The sequence below is a fragment of the Pseudomonas sp. S31 genome, assembly GCF_016648105.1.
Taxonomy (GTDB): domain Bacteria; phylum Pseudomonadota; class Gammaproteobacteria; order Pseudomonadales; family Pseudomonadaceae; genus Aquipseudomonas.
In genome coordinates, this window is record NZ_JACVVE010000041.1 from 1 (window position 1) to 16,489 (window position 16,489).

At 65.1% G+C, this 16,489-nt stretch carries 14 protein-coding genes; 13 read left to right on the plus strand and 1 reads right to left on the minus strand.

Annotated features, from left to right (window positions below):
• From IAE37_RS23430 to IAE37_RS23475, 10 genes are all read left to right on the plus strand, one after another.
• Positions 1–445, plus strand: a 445-nt coding sequence (locus tag IAE37_RS23430; RefSeq protein WP_201177391.1) for an aminotransferase class III-fold pyridoxal phosphate-dependent enzyme, incomplete at its 5' end; no start/stop codon positions are given.
• A gap of 168 nt (positions 446–613) precedes the next feature.
• Positions 614–1,168, plus strand: coding sequence for a helix-turn-helix domain-containing protein (locus IAE37_RS23435; RefSeq protein ID WP_201177392.1), 555 nt, complete (start codon positions 614–616; stop codon positions 1,166–1,168).
• A 64-nt stretch (positions 1,169–1,232) separates the two neighbouring features.
• Positions 1,233–2,924, plus strand: coding sequence for an Hsp70 family protein (locus IAE37_RS23440; protein WP_201177395.1), 1,692 nt, complete (start codon positions 1,233–1,235; stop codon positions 2,922–2,924).
• Positions 2,925–2,930: 6 nt separating this feature from the next.
• The gene (locus IAE37_RS23445) at positions 2,931–4,298 is read left to right on the plus strand and encodes a J domain-containing protein (RefSeq protein ID WP_201177397.1); all 1,368 of its coding nucleotides are present in this window, start codon (positions 2,931–2,933) and stop codon (positions 4,296–4,298) included.
• A complete protein-coding gene (locus IAE37_RS23450; protein WP_201177452.1) occupies positions 4,295–4,504 on the plus strand; it encodes a hypothetical protein in 210 nt (69 codons plus the stop codon). Before IAE37_RS23445 ends, IAE37_RS23450 begins: the two co-directional genes overlap by 4 nt.
• Before the next feature lie 303 nt (positions 4,505–4,807).
• Complete coding sequence (locus tag IAE37_RS23455) at positions 4,808–6,364, plus strand: ABC transporter substrate-binding protein (RefSeq protein WP_201177449.1); 1,557 nt, start codon at positions 4,808–4,810, stop codon at positions 6,362–6,364.
• 16 nt (positions 6,365–6,380) lie between these two features.
• The gene (locus IAE37_RS23460; RefSeq protein ID WP_201177399.1) at positions 6,381–7,322 is read left to right on the plus strand and encodes an ABC transporter permease; all 942 of its coding nucleotides are present in this window, start codon (positions 6,381–6,383) and stop codon (positions 7,320–7,322) included.
• The gene (locus tag IAE37_RS23465; RefSeq protein ID WP_201177401.1) at positions 7,319–8,194 is read left to right on the plus strand and encodes an ABC transporter permease; all 876 of its coding nucleotides are present in this window, start codon (positions 7,319–7,321) and stop codon (positions 8,192–8,194) included. The genes IAE37_RS23460 and IAE37_RS23465 overlap by 4 nt, the downstream gene beginning before the upstream one ends.
• Positions 8,195–8,196: 2 nt before the next feature.
• Complete coding sequence (locus tag IAE37_RS23470; RefSeq protein ID WP_201177402.1) at positions 8,197–9,825, plus strand: ABC transporter ATP-binding protein; 1,629 nt, start codon at positions 8,197–8,199, stop codon at positions 9,823–9,825.
• Positions 9,826–9,939: 114 nt separating this feature from the next.
• The gene (locus IAE37_RS23475) at positions 9,940–11,208 is read left to right on the plus strand and encodes an OprD family porin (RefSeq protein WP_201177404.1); all 1,269 of its coding nucleotides are present in this window, start codon (positions 9,940–9,942) and stop codon (positions 11,206–11,208) included.
• 5 nt (positions 11,209–11,213) lie between these two features.
• Here the strand turns inward: IAE37_RS23475 and IAE37_RS23480 are convergent, their stop codons facing one another.
• Positions 11,214–12,083: a GntR family transcriptional regulator gene (locus IAE37_RS23480; protein WP_201177406.1), complete on the minus strand. Its 870-nt coding sequence runs from the start codon at positions 12,081–12,083 to the stop codon at positions 11,214–11,216.
• A gap of 158 nt (positions 12,084–12,241) precedes the next feature.
• Between IAE37_RS23480 and IAE37_RS23485 the strand changes: the two genes are divergently transcribed.
• Genes IAE37_RS23485 through IAE37_RS23495 form a run of 3 tightly spaced genes read left to right on the plus strand, consistent with a single transcriptional unit; the run spans position 12,242 to position 16,476 of the window.
• Entirely contained in the window at positions 12,242–13,741 is a 1,500-nt protein-coding gene (locus tag IAE37_RS23485) for a serine hydrolase domain-containing protein (protein ID WP_201177408.1), read from the plus strand.
• A gap of 24 nt (positions 13,742–13,765) precedes the next feature.
• Positions 13,766–15,055 (plus strand): aminotransferase class III-fold pyridoxal phosphate-dependent enzyme, encoded by a 1,290-nt coding sequence (locus IAE37_RS23490; RefSeq protein WP_201177410.1) that lies wholly within the window; start codon positions 13,766–13,768, stop codon positions 15,053–15,055.
• A complete protein-coding gene (locus tag IAE37_RS23495) occupies positions 15,052–16,476 on the plus strand; it encodes an aldehyde dehydrogenase family protein (protein ID WP_201177412.1) in 1,425 nt (474 codons plus the stop codon). The genes IAE37_RS23490 and IAE37_RS23495 overlap by 4 nt, the downstream gene beginning before the upstream one ends.
• Positions 16,477–16,489 lie beyond the last annotated feature (13 nt).

The window sequence follows — 16,489 nt, forward strand, 5'->3', positions numbered from 1 at the left end:
GGTCGCCCAGGTGCTCAGCGAAGGCGGCGACTTCAACCATGGCTTCACCTACTCCGGGCACCCAGTGGCGGCTGCGGTGGGCCTGGAGAACCTGCGCATCCTGCGCGACGAGAAGATCATCGAGCAGGTCCATGCGAAGACCGCGCCGTACCTGCAGCAGCGTCTGCAGGAGCTGGCCGACCATCCGCTGGTGGGCCAGGTGCGCGGCCTGGGCATGCTGGGTGCGATCGAACTGGTGAAGGACAAGGCCACTCGCGCTCGCCATGAAGGCAAGGGAGTAGGCATGATCTGTCGCCAACACTGCTTCGACAACGGGCTGATCATGCGCGCCGTGGGCGACACCATGATCATCGCACCGCCGCTGGTGATCAGCACCGAGGAGATCGATGAATTGGTGGCCAAGGCGCGCAAGTGCCTGGACCTGACCTACGCGGCTGTCAGCTGAGGGCAGGGATCGCTAAGCCCGCTACCTACTCTGTGGGAGCGGGCTTGCCCCGCGAACACGGACGCAGCCCGTGCCAGGCCAGCCTCGCATCAGGCATTTTCCTTTGCGAAATGAATCCTGTACTTTTCAGGGCTCCAAATCCTCGTCCGATAGCCCCTCGATTCAACCATGAACCCGCACGAAGAAATCGAAGCCCTGGCAGTACTGATCCGCGACCTGCGCAAATTCAAGGGCCTGACCCTGGGCGAACTGGCCCAGCGCATCGGCCGTTCGGTGGGTTTTCTTTCCCAGGTCGAACGCGGCGTCTCGCGCCCGACCGTGGCCGACCTCACGGCCATCAGCGAGGAACTTGGCGTTTCCACCGCCTACTTCTACAAGCTCGACAAGCCCCGCGAACTCGACTGGGTCACCCGCCCGCATGAGCGCCGCACGCTGCACCTGGCCGGTGGCATCACCGATGTGCTGGCGTCGCCCGCCATCACCGGTGCGTTCTCCATGCTCGACAGCCACCTGGAACCTGGCGCCAGCAGTGGCGAGGAGTACCTGGACGACAGCTCGGAGCAGGGCTGCTTCGTGCTCGAAGGCGAGCTGACCGTCTGGCTGGGCGACGGTGAGCCGGTCACGCTGCGTGCCAGCGACAGCTTCCAACTGCAACCCCACGCCCGGTTTCGTTACGCCAACCTGACCGACAAGCCCACCCGCGTGCTCTGGGTGTTCAGCTGAGGGCGGGCGAAGGCTCGCCAGATGTGCTTTACTGCCCCGCCGCGTCATTTAAGGAAGAGTGATAGTGATCATTGGTATCGACCTGGGCACCACCAACAGCCTCGTGGCTGTCTGGGAAGGGGACAATGCCCGCATACTCCCCAACGCCTTGGGCGAGCTGCTTACCCCTAGCGTCGTCGGCCTCGACGACCAGGGTCAACTGGTGGTCGGGGATATCGCCCGTGAGCGCTTGCATACTCACCCGCACCTCACCGCCTCGCTGTTCAAACGCTACATGGGCAGCGCCCGCGAAACCCAGCTCGGCAACCGCGCTTACCGCGCCGAGGAGCTGTCGGCGATGCTGCTGCGCAGCCTCAAGGCCGACGCCGAGCGGGCCCTGGGCGAGCCGGTGCACGAAGCGGTGATCAGCGTGCCGGCATACTTCAGTGATGCCCAGCGCAAGGCGACGCGCATCGCTGGTGAACTGGCCGGGTTGAAGGTCGAGAAACTGGTCAACGAACCCACCGCTGCCGCCCTGGCCTATGGCTTGCAACAGCGCAACGAAGCGAACTTTCTGGTGTTCGACCTCGGCGGGGGCACGTTCGACGTGTCCATCCTCGAGCTGTTCGAAGGCGTCATGGAAATCCGCGCCAGCGCTGGCGACAACTTCCTCGGCGGTGAAGACTTCGACGACCTGCTCGTCGCCCATTTCATCGCCAAGGTCGGTGCCGCCGACCTGCCGGACACCACCCAGCCGAGCATCGCCCAGCGCCTGCGTCGCGAGGCACAGCGGGTACGGCATGCCCTGGGCCAGGCGCCGGTAGAGCGTTTCGTGCTGCGCGAGCAGACCCGAGAGTGGAGCGTCGAGCTGACCCAGGGCGAACTGGCCGACATCGTCCGCCCCTTGCTCGACCGCCTGCGCGCGCCGATCGAACGCGCCATGCGCGATGCCCGGATCAAGGTCGCCGACCTCGACGAAATCCTCCTGGTCGGCGGCACCACGCGCATGCCGCTGGTGCGCAAGCTGGTGGCGTCGCTGTTCGGGCGCATTCCGTCGATGCAGCTCAACCCCGACCAGGTGGTTGCCCAGGGCGCGGCCATCCAGGCGGCGCTGCAGGCCCGCCATGCCTCGCTCGAAGAAGTGGTGCTCACCGATGTCTGCCCGTACACCTTGGGCATCGAGACCAGCGTGCAGCAGGGTAATGGCTTCCAGAGCGGGCACTACTTGCCGATCATCGAGCGCAACACGGTGGTGCCGGTCAGCCGGTCGCGTACCGTTTCAACGCTCCACGACAACCAGAAGCTGGTGAAGCTGGAGATCTACCAGGGCGAAAGCCGCCTGGTGAGCAACAACATCTTCCTCGGCGAGCTGGAGATCCCGGTGCCGCCGCTCAAGGCCGGCGAGGTGTCCCTGGATGTGCGCTTCACCTACGACAACAACGGCCTGCTCGAAGCCCAGGTGCACCTGCCGGTCAATGGCGAAACCCGCCGGTTGGTGATCGAGAACAACCCGGGTGTGCTGCAACCAGAAGAAATCGCCCAACGCCTGGCCGCCCTCGAAGCGCTGAAAGTGCACCCCCGCGACCAGCAGGTCAACACGCTGCTGCTGGCCCGGCTGGACCGTTTGTACCAGGAAAGCCTCGGCGACGGCCGCGACCATGTCGCAGCGCTGGCCAACTACTTCCAGCAGATGCTCGACACCCAGGACGAACACCAGATCCGCAAGGCCCGCAGCGATATCAACGAGCGCCTGGCGCAGTTCGAAGGCGAGGTCTGAGCCCTCATGAGTCATTGGCAACTGCTCGAACTCGACCCGGACGCTGACGAACGCAGCATCAAGCGCGCCTATGCGCGGCTGCTGAAGCACCATCGTCCCGACGAAGACCCCGATGCCTTCCAGCGCCTGCGCGAAGCCTACGAGGCCTCGCTGGAGGAAGCGCGCTGGCGTGCGCAGCTGGATGAGGACGATGATGAGGCGTGTATCGATCCGCCGCTGGGCTCGAGCGAACCGCCTCCGGAGTACGCCCCACAGGCCACCCACGCGGAGCCTGTCGACATCGCGCCTGCTGTTCGACCGCCAGAGCCGTCCCTGGAGCAGATGCAGGATTGGCTCGCCGAGGGCAAGGAGCGTCAGGTGGTGGATGCGTTGCGCGATTGGCTGGCCAGCGACTGGCTGTTGCCCTTCGAGCGCCGCGAGCAGTTCGAGCAAAACCTGCTCGACCTGCTCGACGTGGCGCCGCACTGGTCGCCGGCATTCTTCGAGGGCGTCTGCCAAGCCATGGGCTGGGACGAAGCCCAGGCCAATCTGCCGTGCGAGTACTGGCGCTGGGACCGCTTCATCCGTCGCTGTGAACTGCAGGCCATGGAAGACGCCGTGCGCAACGATCTGGTCAGGAACGACGACGACAAGGCCCTCGGCCAGCCCGCCGCCTTGCTGCTCAAGCCCTTGAGCGACCGCCGGCGGCGGGCCATGGCCGACGGCTTCAGCGGCCATGACTGGCAACGCTTTACCCAGATCGCCGAGACCATCGAGTACCACCACCCGGACATGCCGGAGCGGTTGGGGCTTACCCCACTCGACAACTGGCGCGACTGGCTGCCGGCCGCGAGCTTTCGACCGTTGTTGGTGTTCCTGTGGCTGGCATTGTCGGTGGTGATCCTGCCGTCGGTTATCAGCTACTCGAAATCCAAGGGCGATCCGGCCTTCGTGCTGGTGATCCCACTGTACGTGGCGGGCGTGATCTTCATTGGGTTGAAGGCCTACCGGTTGTGGTCGAAGCTGGCGGTGCCGCTGGGGGGGCTGGATGCGTCGCTGAGCCGCTGGCTGCTACCCCGGCGCCTGTATCGGCAAGGTGCCGGGCTGCTGATGCTACGGCACATCGTTCCAGCGTTGGCGCCTGCCGCATTGGCGCATGCATGGGCCGGCAATTCGCCGTGGCTGCGCTGGGTCGGCCCGCTAGTGGTGTTCCTTGGCACGTTGTATTTCACCAACGGAGTGATCCGTGGCGGCAAGATCGCGACCTGGGATCGCGCCATACGGGCGGTCAAGGCCAGGTTCGAGCGCCTGCCGTGGCACTGGATGCGGCGCGAGGGCGTGCTGATCGGGTTGGCGGTGATTGCGATGGGGGTCTGGGTGTATACGCGGCGGTGACCCAGCTCATCTTGCCGGGGCAATTCAACCCGTGGCCTGTCGGCACCTCCCTCTACCATCAGAACCGCATCTACAACAAAGGCAGCACCTACATCATCGAGCAGGATGGCTACACCCTGGTCGACTTCATGCTCGATTTCAAGCCAACCGAGCACATCGACGCCTGCCTGAACCTTGATAGCCATTTTTCCTGGGCGGTACGGTAGGGCTCAGCGGTTTCAAGGCGTGCGTTGCGCGCCTGACGCTGGCGCCCACATCCGCGTCCAGACCCGCCCAAGGGTTTATCAGTTTGCACTTCAATGTTTTTTTATCTATAAAAAAACATTTACATTCCAGCTGAACGCTGTGAAGATGTCTGCGCAATCCAAAAAAAACAAGATCGCTTCCGGCGCTGATCCCAGTCAGGCCCTAACAAGAACGATACGATCAGAACCTCGAGACCGGGCCTGCCTCTACCGGTCCTTCAGCGAAGGAGAACCTCTCCCGTGCATCGCTTCCGTAATCCCCCCATGAGCCGCACCTTGCAGGCGCTTGGCCTTGCGACCCTTGCCACCCTCGCGCCCTACGCGCTGGCCGACACCACGCTGCGCGTCGGCCTGGGGGCCGACATCCGCAGTACCGAGCCGGGCGTCAACCGCGACGAAAACACCGATACCGTGATCCTCCATGTGGTCGAAGGGCTGGTGGCCCATCGCGAAGATGCTTCGGTCGGGCCGCTGCTGGCGCAAGCGGTGAAGGTTTCCGACGACGGGCTCACCTACACCTTCACCTTGCGTGACGGTGTGCATTTCCATAACGGTGCAACCCTCGGTTCGGCCGACGTCAAATGGACCTGGCAACGCTACCTCGACCCGAAGACCCAGTGGCGCTGCCTGCCGGAGTTCGACGGCCGGGGCGGGGCGAAAATCGTCGATATCGCCACGCCCGACGCGCGCACCGTGGTCTTCACCCTCGACCAGCCCAACGGCTTGTTCCTGGCGTCCATGGCGCGCCCCGATTGTGGCGGTGCCGGTATCCTGCATCCGGACTCCCTGGCCGCCGATGGCAGTTGGAAAGCCCCGGTGGGCACCGGGCCGTTTACCTTCAGCGAGTGGAAACCGGGCCAGTACGTGCTGCTCAAGCGTTTCCAGGACTACAGTGCGCGCAACGAGGCCGGCCCCGATGGCTTCACCGGCAACAAGCAGGCGCTGGTCGACAGCGTTCGCTTCATGATCATCCCCGACCCGTCGTCGGCCAAGGCCGCGCTGCTGTCGCGCAACGTCGACCTGCTGCCCGACGTCACCGCCAGTGACGCCCAGGAGCTCAAGGCACTGCCGGGCATAGAGGTATCGGCCAGCCCGATCATGGCCATCTGCGGCTTGCTGTTCCAGACCAACGACCCGTTGCTCAAGGACCGGCGTATCCGCCAGGCCATCGCCCATTCTCTGGACTACCCGCAAATCGTCAATGCCTTGTCCAACGGCCTCTCGCAACCCAACAACTCGGCGATCCCGAGCTCCAGCGCGTTCCACGACAAGGCCGCCGAGCTGGGCTACCGCTACGACCCTGCCGAGGCCCAGCGCCTGCTCAAGGAAGCCGGCTACAAAGGCCAGCCGATCACGATGCTGGTAAACAAACGCTACCAGCAGATGTTCGACATGGGCGTGCTGGCCCAGGCCATGGCCCAGGCCAGCGGGCTGAACATCCAGATGGAAACCCTGGAGTGGGGCACCCAGCTGGAGCGCTACCAGAGCGGCAACTACCAGATGATGTCGTTCTCCTATTCGTCGCGGCTGGACCCGGCGCTGGGCTTCGACTCGCTGATGGGCGACAAGGCCAAGGAGCCACGCAAGGTCTGGGACAACCCGCAAGCCCAGGTGCTGTTGCGCCAGGCCACGCGTGAAAGCGACACGGCCAAGCGCCAGGCGTTGTTCGACCAGCTGCACGGGATGATGATCCACGACACGCCGATGGTGATCATCTACAACGGCACGGTGACCGGTGCATTGCGCGACAGCGTGCGCGGCTACCACTCCTGGCCGGTGGCCAAGCCACGCTTGTGGGGCGTCAGCCTCGCGGCGAAGTAGGGTAGGGGTCTGAACGATGTTGCGCTTTATCCTGCAAAAGCTCGGCATGGCCGTGCCAACCCTGCTGCTCATCTCGCTGATGGTGTTCGCGCTGATCCGCCTGATTCCCGGCGACCCGGCACTGCTGATGCTCGGCGACATGGCCGACCCGCAAAGCCTGGCCGACATGCGCCAGGCCCTAGGGCTCGATCACTCGCTGGTGACGCAGTTCCTGATCTGGTTCAAGGCGGTGCTCAGTGGTGACCTGGGCTTCTCCATCAGCACCCGCGAGGCGGTGTTGCCGCTGATTTTCGAGCGCTTTGCGGTCAGTGCCAGCATCGTTCTGGTCGCCGTGCTGCTGGCTACCTTGATCGCCGTGCCCCTGGGCCTGCTGGCTGCCTGGAAGCAGAACAGCGCGCTGGACCTGGGGCTGGTGATGAGCGCCACGCTGCTGCTGTCGATCCCCAGCTTCTGGCTCGGCCTGCTGTTGCTCTATGCCTTCGGCATCAAGCTCGGCTGGTTGCCGGTGGTGGGCTATGTCAGCTTCGGCCAGGCGCCTTGGCAGGCACTCACCTACCTGGTGCTGCCGATCGTCACCCTGACCCTGGTGGAGGTCGGCGCCATCGCCCGCATGGCCCGGGCCAGCACCATCGAGGTGCTGCGCCTGGAGTACATCGCCCATGCCCGGGCCAAGGGTCTGTCGGAGCGTGCCGTGCTGTGGCGCCATGCCCTGCGCAATGCCTTCGCGCCGACCTGGACGCTGGTCGGGCTGATCCTCGGCAACCTGCTCGGCGGCATCGCCGTGCTCGAAACCGTGTTCACCCTGCCGGGCATCGGGCGGCTGATGGTCGAGGCGATCTTTGCCCGCGACTACCCGGTGCTGCAGGGCTGCCTGCTGCTGATCACCTTCGTCTACGTGCTGGTCAACCTGTTCGTCGATCTGCTCTACCCACTGTTCGATCCAAGGGTGAAGTTATGAGTTCGAAACCCTCCTGCGCGCCACTGGCAACGCTGGACTTGCCCGTGCGCAAGGCGCCGCGGGCCTGGCCGTCGGCCAACGCCCTGATTGGCGCATCGCTGTTGCTGACGTTGCTGCTGCTGGCCCTGCTCGGCGTGCTGTGGACACCCTACGACCCGCTGCGCATCGACCTGCTGGCGCGCTTCCAGGCGCCATCGGCCGCGCACTGGCTGGGTACCGACGAGTTCGGCCGCGATGTGTTCAGCCGCTTGCTGATCGGCGCTCGCACCAGCCTGTGGATCAGCCTGTTGTCGGTCAGCTTCGCGGTCGTCGCCGGCACCCTGATCGGCATGTTGGCGGGCTACCTGCGGGGCTGGACCGACCGCGTGCTGATGATGTTCAACGACGCGTTGCTGGCGTTCCCGGGCATTCTCATGGCCCTTGGCATCATGGCGATCATCGGCGCCAGCCAGTACGGCATCGTCCTCGCCCTGGGTATCGCCTACACGCCGTCGGTGGTTCGCGTGGTGCGCGGCAGCGTGCTGTCGCTGCGCGAGCTGGAGTTCATCGAGGCATCGCGGGTGATCGGTAATTCCGAGCTGTACACCATGCTGCGGCACATCGCGCCCAACTGCCTGGCCCCGCTGTGCGTGCTGGCCACCAGCATGTTCGGCTGGGCGTTGCTGTCGGAAAGCGCCCTGAGCTTCCTTGGCCTGGGCGTTCCGCCGCCGGCGGCCACCTGGGGCAACATGCTCGCCAGCAGCCGCCCGTACATCGCTTCGGCGAGCTGGCTCGGCATCTTCCCAGGCTTGTTCATCTGCCTGGCGCTGCTGGCCATCAACCTGTTCGGCGACGCCCTGCGCGATCGCCTCGACCCGCGGATGAGGAAGTGATCATGTCCCAGTCAAATTCGCTACTGCGGGTACGTGACCTGCAGATCCGCGTGGGCGAGCACGGCGCGCTGGCGGTCGATGGCCTGAGCTTCGACATGGCACCGGGCGAGATCGTCGCCCTGGTAGGCGAGTCGGGCAGCGGCAAGACCATGGCCGCGCGTGCCGCCATCGGCTTGCTGCCCCTGCCGATGCAGGTGTGTGGCGGCAGCCTGGAGTTTCGTGGCAGCGACCTCACGCAGCTGGGCACCCAGGCCCTGCGCGCCATCCGCGGCGCGCAGATCGGCATGGTGTTCCAGGAGCCGATGGTCTCGCTCAACCCGGCCCTGAGCATCGGCCGGCAGATGGCCGAGGCGTTGCAATTGCACACCGACCTGGGCCCCCAGCAGATCCACGCGCGCTGCGTGCAGATGCTCCAACGCATCGGCATCGGCGATGCCGAACGTTGCCTGAAGGCCTATCCGCATCAGTTCTCCGGCGGCATGCGCCAACGCATCATGCTCGCCTCGGTGATGCTGCTGCGGCCCAAGCTGCTGATTGCCGACGAGCCGACCACGGCGCTGGACTGCCTGGCGCAGTTGGATGTGATCGAGCTGATGCTCGAGCTCACCCGCGAGCAAGGCACTGCCGTGCTGTTCATCAGCCACGACCTGTCGCTGGTGGCGCGCTATGCCCACAAGGTCGTGGTGATGCGCCACGGCAAGGCGGTGGAGCAGGGGGCGATTGCCGATATCCTCCTGGCGCCAAAGGCCGAGTACACCCGCCAGTTGCTGGAGGCATTGCCGCGTCGCGGTGAGCTGCCAGCCCTGCCGGTGAGCGATGGGCCATTGGTGCAGGTCGATCAGGTATGCATCGAGCATCCCGGGCCTGCGAACTTCTGGGGCAAGCGTCACTACAAGCGGGTGGTGCATTCCGCCAGCTTGAGCATCGCGCCTGGCGAGACCCTGGCGCTGGTGGGTGGCAGTGGCTCGGGCAAGACCACCCTTGGGCGCTCGCTGGTCGGGCTGGTCAAGCCGTGCGCGGGCACCATCCGCTTCAAGGGCGTGGATATCCTCAAGGCCGCCAACCGCACCCACCGGCTGCAATGCCAGATGATCTTCCAGGACCCGTTTTCGTCACTCAACCCGCGCATGCGTATCGGCGAGATCCTCATCGAGCCGCTGCGTCATGAGCCGGGCCTGAATGCCGGCGAGCGGCGTGAGCGGGTGCTGCAGACCATGCGCGACATCGGCCTGCCAGAGGCATTCGCCGAGCGCTTCCCGCACCAGCTGTCCGGTGGCCAGCGCCAGCGCGTGGCGATCGGCCGGGCGCTGGTCCGGCACCCGCAATTGGTCATCGCCGACGAGCCGATCTCGGCCCTGGACATGACCATCCAGAAGCAGATCCTCGAACTGTTCGAGCGTCTGCAGGCGCAATACGGCTTCGCCTGCCTGTTCATCTCCCATGACCTGGCGGCGGTAGAGCGCATCGCTCACCGGGTGGCGGTGATGCACCAGGGGGAGGTGGTGGAGGTGGGCAGCCGCGAACAGGTCTTCGACCACCCGCAACACCCGTACACAAGGCAGCTGCTGGCCGCGGCCAGCCCGCTGGAAAAACTCGACGACGGTAGTTACCGAATACGTCGCACCGGTTGACCTGACCCCTTGACTGACGCCCACACGCCGGCTGCAAAACCGGCGTGACGGGGGAAGTCATGTCCGAAAACAACAAGAACAACATTCTCAAAACGACTGCCGGGAGCCAGAAACATGAAACACACCCACCTGAACGTGCTGTTGACTGGCGTTGGCCTGTTGAGCGCACAGGCCCATGCCGACTTCATCAAGGACAGCAAGGGAACGCTGGAACTGAAGAATTACTACTTCAACCGCGACTACCGGGAAGGCGCCGGGCAATCCAAGCGCGAGGAGTGGGCCCAGGGCTTCACTCTGAACCTGCAATCGGGCTTTACCGAAGGCGTGGTCGGTTTTGGCGTCGACGCGATCGGCATGCTGGGCTTGAAGCTCGACTCCAGCCCGGACCGCTCGGGCTCCGGCCTGCTGGCTCGGGACAACGAGGCCGAACCGGGTAAGCCAAGCTACGCCAAGCGGGCCCAGGACGAGTATGCCAAGCTCGGTGTCACCGGCAAGATGCGCTTTGCCAAGAGCGAACTGCGCAGCGGCCACCTGCTGCCGGACCTGCCGACGTTGCAGCCGAACACCAGCCGGATATTCCCGCAGACCTTCCGTGGCACGCAGGTCAGCTCTGGCGATATCCATGGCCTGGCGCTGATCGGCGGGCAGATCGACCGGGTCCGCCAGCGCGAGTCGACCGACTACGAGGAAATGGGCCTGACCAGCCAGAGTGGCGCCTACCGCAGCACGGCGAAAAGCGATCGCTTCCGTTTCATCGGGGGGGACTACAAGCTGACGCCGAGCCTGCAGCTGACCTACCACTACGCCCAGCTGGAAGACATCTACCAACAGCACTACGTGGGCCTGAAACACAGTTTCGCGCTGGGCGGCGGTGCGCTGAAAACCGACATCCGCTACTTCGACGCGGACAAGTCCGGCGCAGGGCTGGCGGGCCAGGTCGACAACCGCGCGCTCAGTACCCGCCTGGCCTACAGCCATGGCGGCCACACCTTCGGCGGCGGTTACCAGGAGCAGTTCGGCAGTACCCCGTTCACCTATGTAGACGGCACCAACACCTTCCTGTTCTCCGAATACCAGTTGAGCAACTTCTCCCAGACCAAAGAGCGCACCTGGCACGCGCGCTACGACTACAACTTTGCGGCGCTGGGCCTGCCGGGCCTGAGCTTCTCGACGCGCTGGGCCAAAGGTGACCAGGCACAGGTCAGGGGCTTCGATGGCGAAGCCCGCGAGTGGGAGCGCGATATCGACCTGGGCTATGTCGTCCAGGGCGGGCCGCTGAAGGGGGTGTCGCTGCGTTGGCGCAATGCGCTGACCAAGGCCAACTACCTGCGCGACATGAATGAAAACCGCGTGATCATCGGCTACACCGTGGCGCTCTGGTAATGGACCTACGCCTTGCTCCGCGCCACGCCCATTTTGCTCGCGACCTCCAGGTGGCGGTGGAGCAGGGTGGAAGCCCATTCGTTGTCGCCTTGCTCCAGCGCATCGAGGATCGCCAGGTGTTCACGGCACGACGCCTTGACCCGCTCGACGTTGTTCACCGAATGGAACTCGGTCAGCCGGCGCAGGCGGTTCTGCTGCTGCACCGCTTGCAGGATGTAGGCGTTGCCCGAAGCTGCGGCCAGCAACTCGTGGAACTGGGCGTTGCTCTCGAAGAAGTTCTTGCTGTCGGCGATGCCGTCGAGCAGGTCCAGCTGTTGCCTGCGGCAGCGCTGCAGCTGTTCCTGGTTGAGGCGGAAGGTCGGCTCCAGCAGGCCGGCCGGTTCGAGCAGCATGCGGAAGCGATAGCTCTCGAAGCGTGTCTGCTTGTCGCTGAGAGTCGGCGCGAATTGCCAGCCATGGCCGTGCTTGCGCTGCATCACACCTTCGTCGGACAGGCGCAGCAGGCAACGGCGCAACACGCTCTTGCCGACGTCGTAGCGGCGCAGCAGGTCGCTCTCGGAAATCTGGTCTGGCAGCGACTGGTTGAGGCGGTCGTCGATCAGGCGCGCGTACAGCGCGTCCTCCTCGTTCTGCAGTTCGCCTGCGTTCGTTGCCACCGGCTCCAGTGGCACGCGGAAGCCGTGGTTGGCCATCGGCTCGATCAGTTGCTGGTCGGCCAGGTACGCCAGCGCTCCGCGCACCGGCGAGCGCGACACACCAAGGCGTTCGGCCAGCTCCACTTCCTTCAGATGGTTGCCGGGCGCCAGCTCGCCGCTCTGGATGGCCGCAAGGATCTGGCCGGCAACCTTGGTCTGCAGCGAAGTGAGTTGAACCATGGACGACGTCGTTCCTGTGACAGGGGAGAAAAGCCTGCCTGGCAGGGAGCACAGGCAGCTCGAAGTACAGCGTTGCAACAATCTATTTACTCATCTTTGTTTTATCTTGCATATAAAAACATAGATGGTCGCCCGCGTTATTTTAAGGAACACCCGTGATGAGTTACAGCCCACTTCCCCGCGCTTTGCCCCAGGACAAAGGTGTCGATCCGCAGGCCATCGTCGATTTCATCGAGGCGGTCCAGGCCGAGGGCCTCGAACTGCACAGCTTCATGTTGTACCGCGACGGCGCCGTGGTCAGCGAGGCGTTCTGGCGGCCTTATGCGGCGCGGCGTGCGCATGTCCAGCACTCGGCGACCAAGAGCTGGACGGCCACCGCCATCGGCCTGTTGATCGACGACGGGCGCCTGGCACTGGACGACAAGGTGGTGGGTTTTTTCCCGCAGTTGTGCCCGCCGAGCATCAGCGACAACCTGGCGGCGATGACCGTCGAGGACCTGCTGACCATGCGCACCGGCCATCGCCGTGGCATTTCTGGTGGCGATTGGCGCAACGTTTCCACCAGCTGGGTGGCGGCGTTTCTCAACGAGCCGGTCGACGAGGCCCCGGGCAAGGCGTTCATCTACAGCAGTGCCAGCAGCTTCATGCTCTCGGCCATCGTCACCCAGGTCACCGGCAAGACCTTGCACCAGTTGCTCGACGAGCGCGTGCTGCGCCACATGGGCATGGATCCGTTGCATTGGGATCTGGCGCCAGGCGGCTATAACAGCGGTGGCAACGGCTTGAGCTGCACCAGCGAGGACTCGCTGAAGTTCGGCGTGCTGCACCTGCAGCGGGGGCAATGGCAAGGGCAGCAGCTATTGTCGGGCGAATGGGTCGATGCCGCTACCTGCAACCAGGTCGAGGATGTGTGGATGGGCGAGTTCGACGGCAAGCAGTACCTGCCGCGCGACGCCGCCAATGCCGCGAGCAATCGCCGCGAAGGCTACGGCTACCAGTGGTGGATGCTGCGCAATGGCGGCTATTACGCCTCTGGCGTGTTCGGCCAGCAGTGCATCGTGCTGCCGGCGCAGAACACCGTGATGGTGTTCACCAGCGGCCTGCGCCTGGGTGAAAAGCGCCTCCACGCGGCGCTCTGGGAGCACCTGTTCCCAGGCCTTGGGCGCACCGCGCAAGCGCCCGGCGCGGCCCAGGCCAAGCTCGATGCGTTGCTCGATGGGCTGCGCCTACCCGTGCTCGAAGGCGCCAGCGCGTCTGCGGCGGCTGCCGGGTTGGCCGGGCATTACCGCATGGAGCCGAACGAGGACCAGGTGCGCGAAATCGCCCTGGCCTTCGACGCCGAGGGCTGCGATTTCACCCTCGTCGATCACCGCGGTCGCCATCACGTTCGGGTCGGCTTGTACCAGCCGATCGAATCGCAGACCAGCATCACCGGCAACTACCTGCATCACCAGTATCAGCCCGAGCAGACGCCCGTGGTAGCCCATGGGCGTTGGGATGACGCGGGCGGCCTACACATGCTCTGGCGTTTCGTCGAGACCGCCTTCTCTGATCACGTCGACTGCCGCCTGGAGCAGGGCATGCTGGTGTTCGACCGCGGCGTGAACACCAACGCCGGCAGCCTGCAGCGCCCGACCCTGCGCGGTCACCGTATCTGAATGCTTTCTGGAAGGAACGACGCCATGACTCAGCCTTTGCACACCGGCCTGTGGGCCCCCTTCACCCCAATGCGCGATTTCGCCCGCCAGCCGATGCTGTTCGAGCGCGCCGAGGGCATGTACTACTTCACCCCCGAGGGGCGCCCAGTGTTGGACGCCATGGCCGGCCTCTGGTGTGTCAATGCCGGCCACGGCCAGCCGCGTATCGTCGAGGCGATTCGTGAAGCGGCGGGGCGCCTGGACTTTGTCTCGTCGTTCAAGATGAGCCACCCCGATGCCTTGCGCATGGCCGATGCGCTGGTCGAGCTGGCCCCGGATGGCCTGGACAAGGTGTTTTTCACCAACTCCGGCTCCGAGGCTGTGGACACCGCGTTGAAGATCGCCCGGGCCTACCACCAGGCCCGCGGTGACTGTCGTCGGACCAAGCTGGTTGGCCGCGCCAAGGGCTACCACGGCATGGGCTTCGGCGGGTTGTCGGTGTCGGGTATCGGGCGCCAGAAGCGCGATTTCGGCCCGCTGCTGGGCGACGTCGCGCACCTGCCATTGCCCTACGACGCCAGCATGCGCTTCAGTGCCGGGCAGCCGCAGCAGGGGGCCGACTACGCCGAGGCCTTGCTGCAACTGTTCGAAGTGCACGACCCGGCCACGGTCGCGGCGGTAATCGTCGAGCCGGTGACCGGCTCCGGTGGTGTGTACGCACCGCCCCTGGGCTACCTGCAACGGCTGCGCGAACTCTGCGACCGACATGGCGTGCTGCTGATCTTCGACGAAGTGATCACCGGCTTCGGGCGCTTGGGCGAGCCATTCGCTGCCCAGGCGTTCGGCGTGCTGCCAGACCTGCTGACCACCGCCAAGGGGCTGACCAATGGGGCAGTGCCCATGGGTGGCGTGCTGGTCAGTGGTGCGGTGTACGAGGCGTTCATGCATGGCCCAGCGGCGGCCATCGAGCTGATGCATGGCTACACCTATTCGGCCCACCCGTTGGCCTGTGCAGCCGGCCTTGCGACCTTGGCGGTTCACCAGGAACTGGCGATCAACGCCCATGTCCAGGCAGTGGCGCCGGCCTGGCAGGCTGCGGCGCTGGCTTTACGCGGTCACCCGCTGGTCCAGGACGTGCGGGCGATCGGCTTGCTATGCGCGGTGGAATTGCGCGGGGCTCCGGCTGCAGAAGTGGCGCGCCTGTGTTTCGAGGACGGCGTGCTGGTGCGCGCCTCCGGTGACAACATCGTGCTGTCGCCGCCCCTGATCGTCTCCAGCGAACAGATTGGCCTGATCTTCGACACCTTGCGCCGTGCGCTGGAGCGCGCGGCATGAACCCACTGGATTTCTACATCGATGGCCGCTGGGAAACGCCGCTTGGGCGGCCGACCCTGGCGTTGTTAGACCCCCACGACGAGCAGCCCTTCAGCCGCATCAGCCTGGGTAACAGTGGTGATGTCGACCGTGCCGTGGCGGCTGCCCAGCGCGCCTTTGTCCAGTATTCGCAATGGACCCGTGAGCAACGCCTGGCATTGCTGGCGGCGATCATCGAGGGCTATCGCCAACGCAGCGAGGAGCTGGCCCAGGTGGTGCACCAGGAGATGGGCGCGCCGCTGTCGCTGGCCCGCAGCGCCCATGTCCCTGCCGGGCTCGGCCATCTGCAGCGTGCCTATGAGGTGCTGCGCGACTACAGCTTCGACCGCCTGCACGGCACGACCTTGATCACCCGCGAACCGATCGGCGTCTGCGGGTTGATCACACCGTGGAACTGGCCGCTCAACCAGCTCACCTGCAAGGTCGCCCCGGCGTTGGCCGCCGGTTGCACCGTGGTGCTCAAGCCCAGTGAGCGGGCGCCGCTTTCGGCCATGCTATTGGCCGATATCCTCCATCAGGCTGGCGTTCCGGCCGGCGTGTTCAACCTGGTCAATGGCGATGGCATCACAGTGGGTGACCGGATTGCCCGGCATCCAGGGATCGACATGGTCTCGTTCACGGGGTCCAACGTGGCGGGTGTCGCGGTATCCAAGGCGGCGGCCGATACGGTGAAGCGGGTCTCGCTGGAACTGGGCGGCAAGTCGGCCAACCTGATCCTGGAAGATGCCGACTTCGAGGCGGCGGTGCGCCATGGCGTCAGTGCCTGCATGCGCAACAGCGGCCAGTCGTGCAATGCGCCAACGCGGTTGCTGGTGCCGCGTGAGCGTCAGCAACAGGCCATCGGGATCGCCCGCGAGGTTGCCGCCCAGGTATGTTTCGACGACAGCGATGCTGCCACCAGCATGGGGCCGCTGGCCAACGCTGCGCAGTACCTGCGGGTCCAGGGCATGATCGGGGCGGCCATCGAGCAGGGTGCCCGCCTGGTCTGTGGCGGCGTTGGCCGCCCGGGGAGTGCCGAGGTCGGCTACTTCGTCCAACCTACGGTGTTTGCGGATATCACTTCAAACATGACCATCGCCCGTGAGGAAGTGTTCGGCCCGGTGCTGGCGATCATGCCGTATGACACCGAAGAGCAAGCCATTGCGCTGGCCAATGACAGCACCTATGGGCTGTCTGGCTACGTGACCGCGGGCGACCCGCAACGAGCCCGCGTGGTGGCCCGCCGTTTGCGGACCGGCATGGTTCATCTCAACGGCAGCAAGGCCGACAACGGTGCGCCGTTTGGCGGGTACAAGCAGTCCGGCAATGGGCGGGAGTGGGGGGTGCATGGGTTCGAAGAGTATTTGGAGACGAAGTCGATCTTTGGTTATGGGGTGGGCTGAGGGCGCGCGTCAG

Excerpts from the sequence above, each read along its gene's own strand:
- IAE37_RS23435 (WP_201177392.1), top strand. The coding sequence starts at position 614 with ATGAACCCGCACGAAGAAATCGAAGCCCTGGCAGTACTGATCCGCGAC.
- IAE37_RS23445 (WP_201177397.1), top strand. The coding sequence starts at position 2,931 with ATGAGTCATTGGCAACTGCTCGAACTCGACCCGGACGCTGACGAACGC.
- IAE37_RS23455 (WP_201177449.1), top strand. The coding sequence starts at position 4,808 with ATGAGCCGCACCTTGCAGGCGCTTGGCCTTGCGACCCTTGCCACCCTC.
- IAE37_RS23460 (WP_201177399.1), top strand. The coding sequence starts at position 6,381 with ATGTTGCGCTTTATCCTGCAAAAGCTCGGCATGGCCGTGCCAACCCTG.
- IAE37_RS23465 (WP_201177401.1), top strand. The coding sequence starts at position 7,319 with ATGAGTTCGAAACCCTCCTGCGCGCCACTGGCAACGCTGGACTTGCCC.
- IAE37_RS23470 (WP_201177402.1), top strand. The coding sequence starts at position 8,197 with ATGTCCCAGTCAAATTCGCTACTGCGGGTACGTGACCTGCAGATCCGC.
- IAE37_RS23475 (WP_201177404.1), top strand. The coding sequence starts at position 9,940 with ATGAAACACACCCACCTGAACGTGCTGTTGACTGGCGTTGGCCTGTTG.
- IAE37_RS23480 (WP_201177406.1), bottom strand. The coding sequence starts at position 12,083 with ATGGTTCAACTCACTTCGCTGCAGACCAAGGTTGCCGGCCAGATCCTT.
- IAE37_RS23485 (WP_201177408.1), top strand. The coding sequence starts at position 12,242 with ATGAGTTACAGCCCACTTCCCCGCGCTTTGCCCCAGGACAAAGGTGTC.
- IAE37_RS23490 (WP_201177410.1), top strand. The coding sequence starts at position 13,766 with ATGACTCAGCCTTTGCACACCGGCCTGTGGGCCCCCTTCACCCCAATG.
- IAE37_RS23495 (WP_201177412.1), top strand. The coding sequence starts at position 15,052 with ATGAACCCACTGGATTTCTACATCGATGGCCGCTGGGAAACGCCGCTT.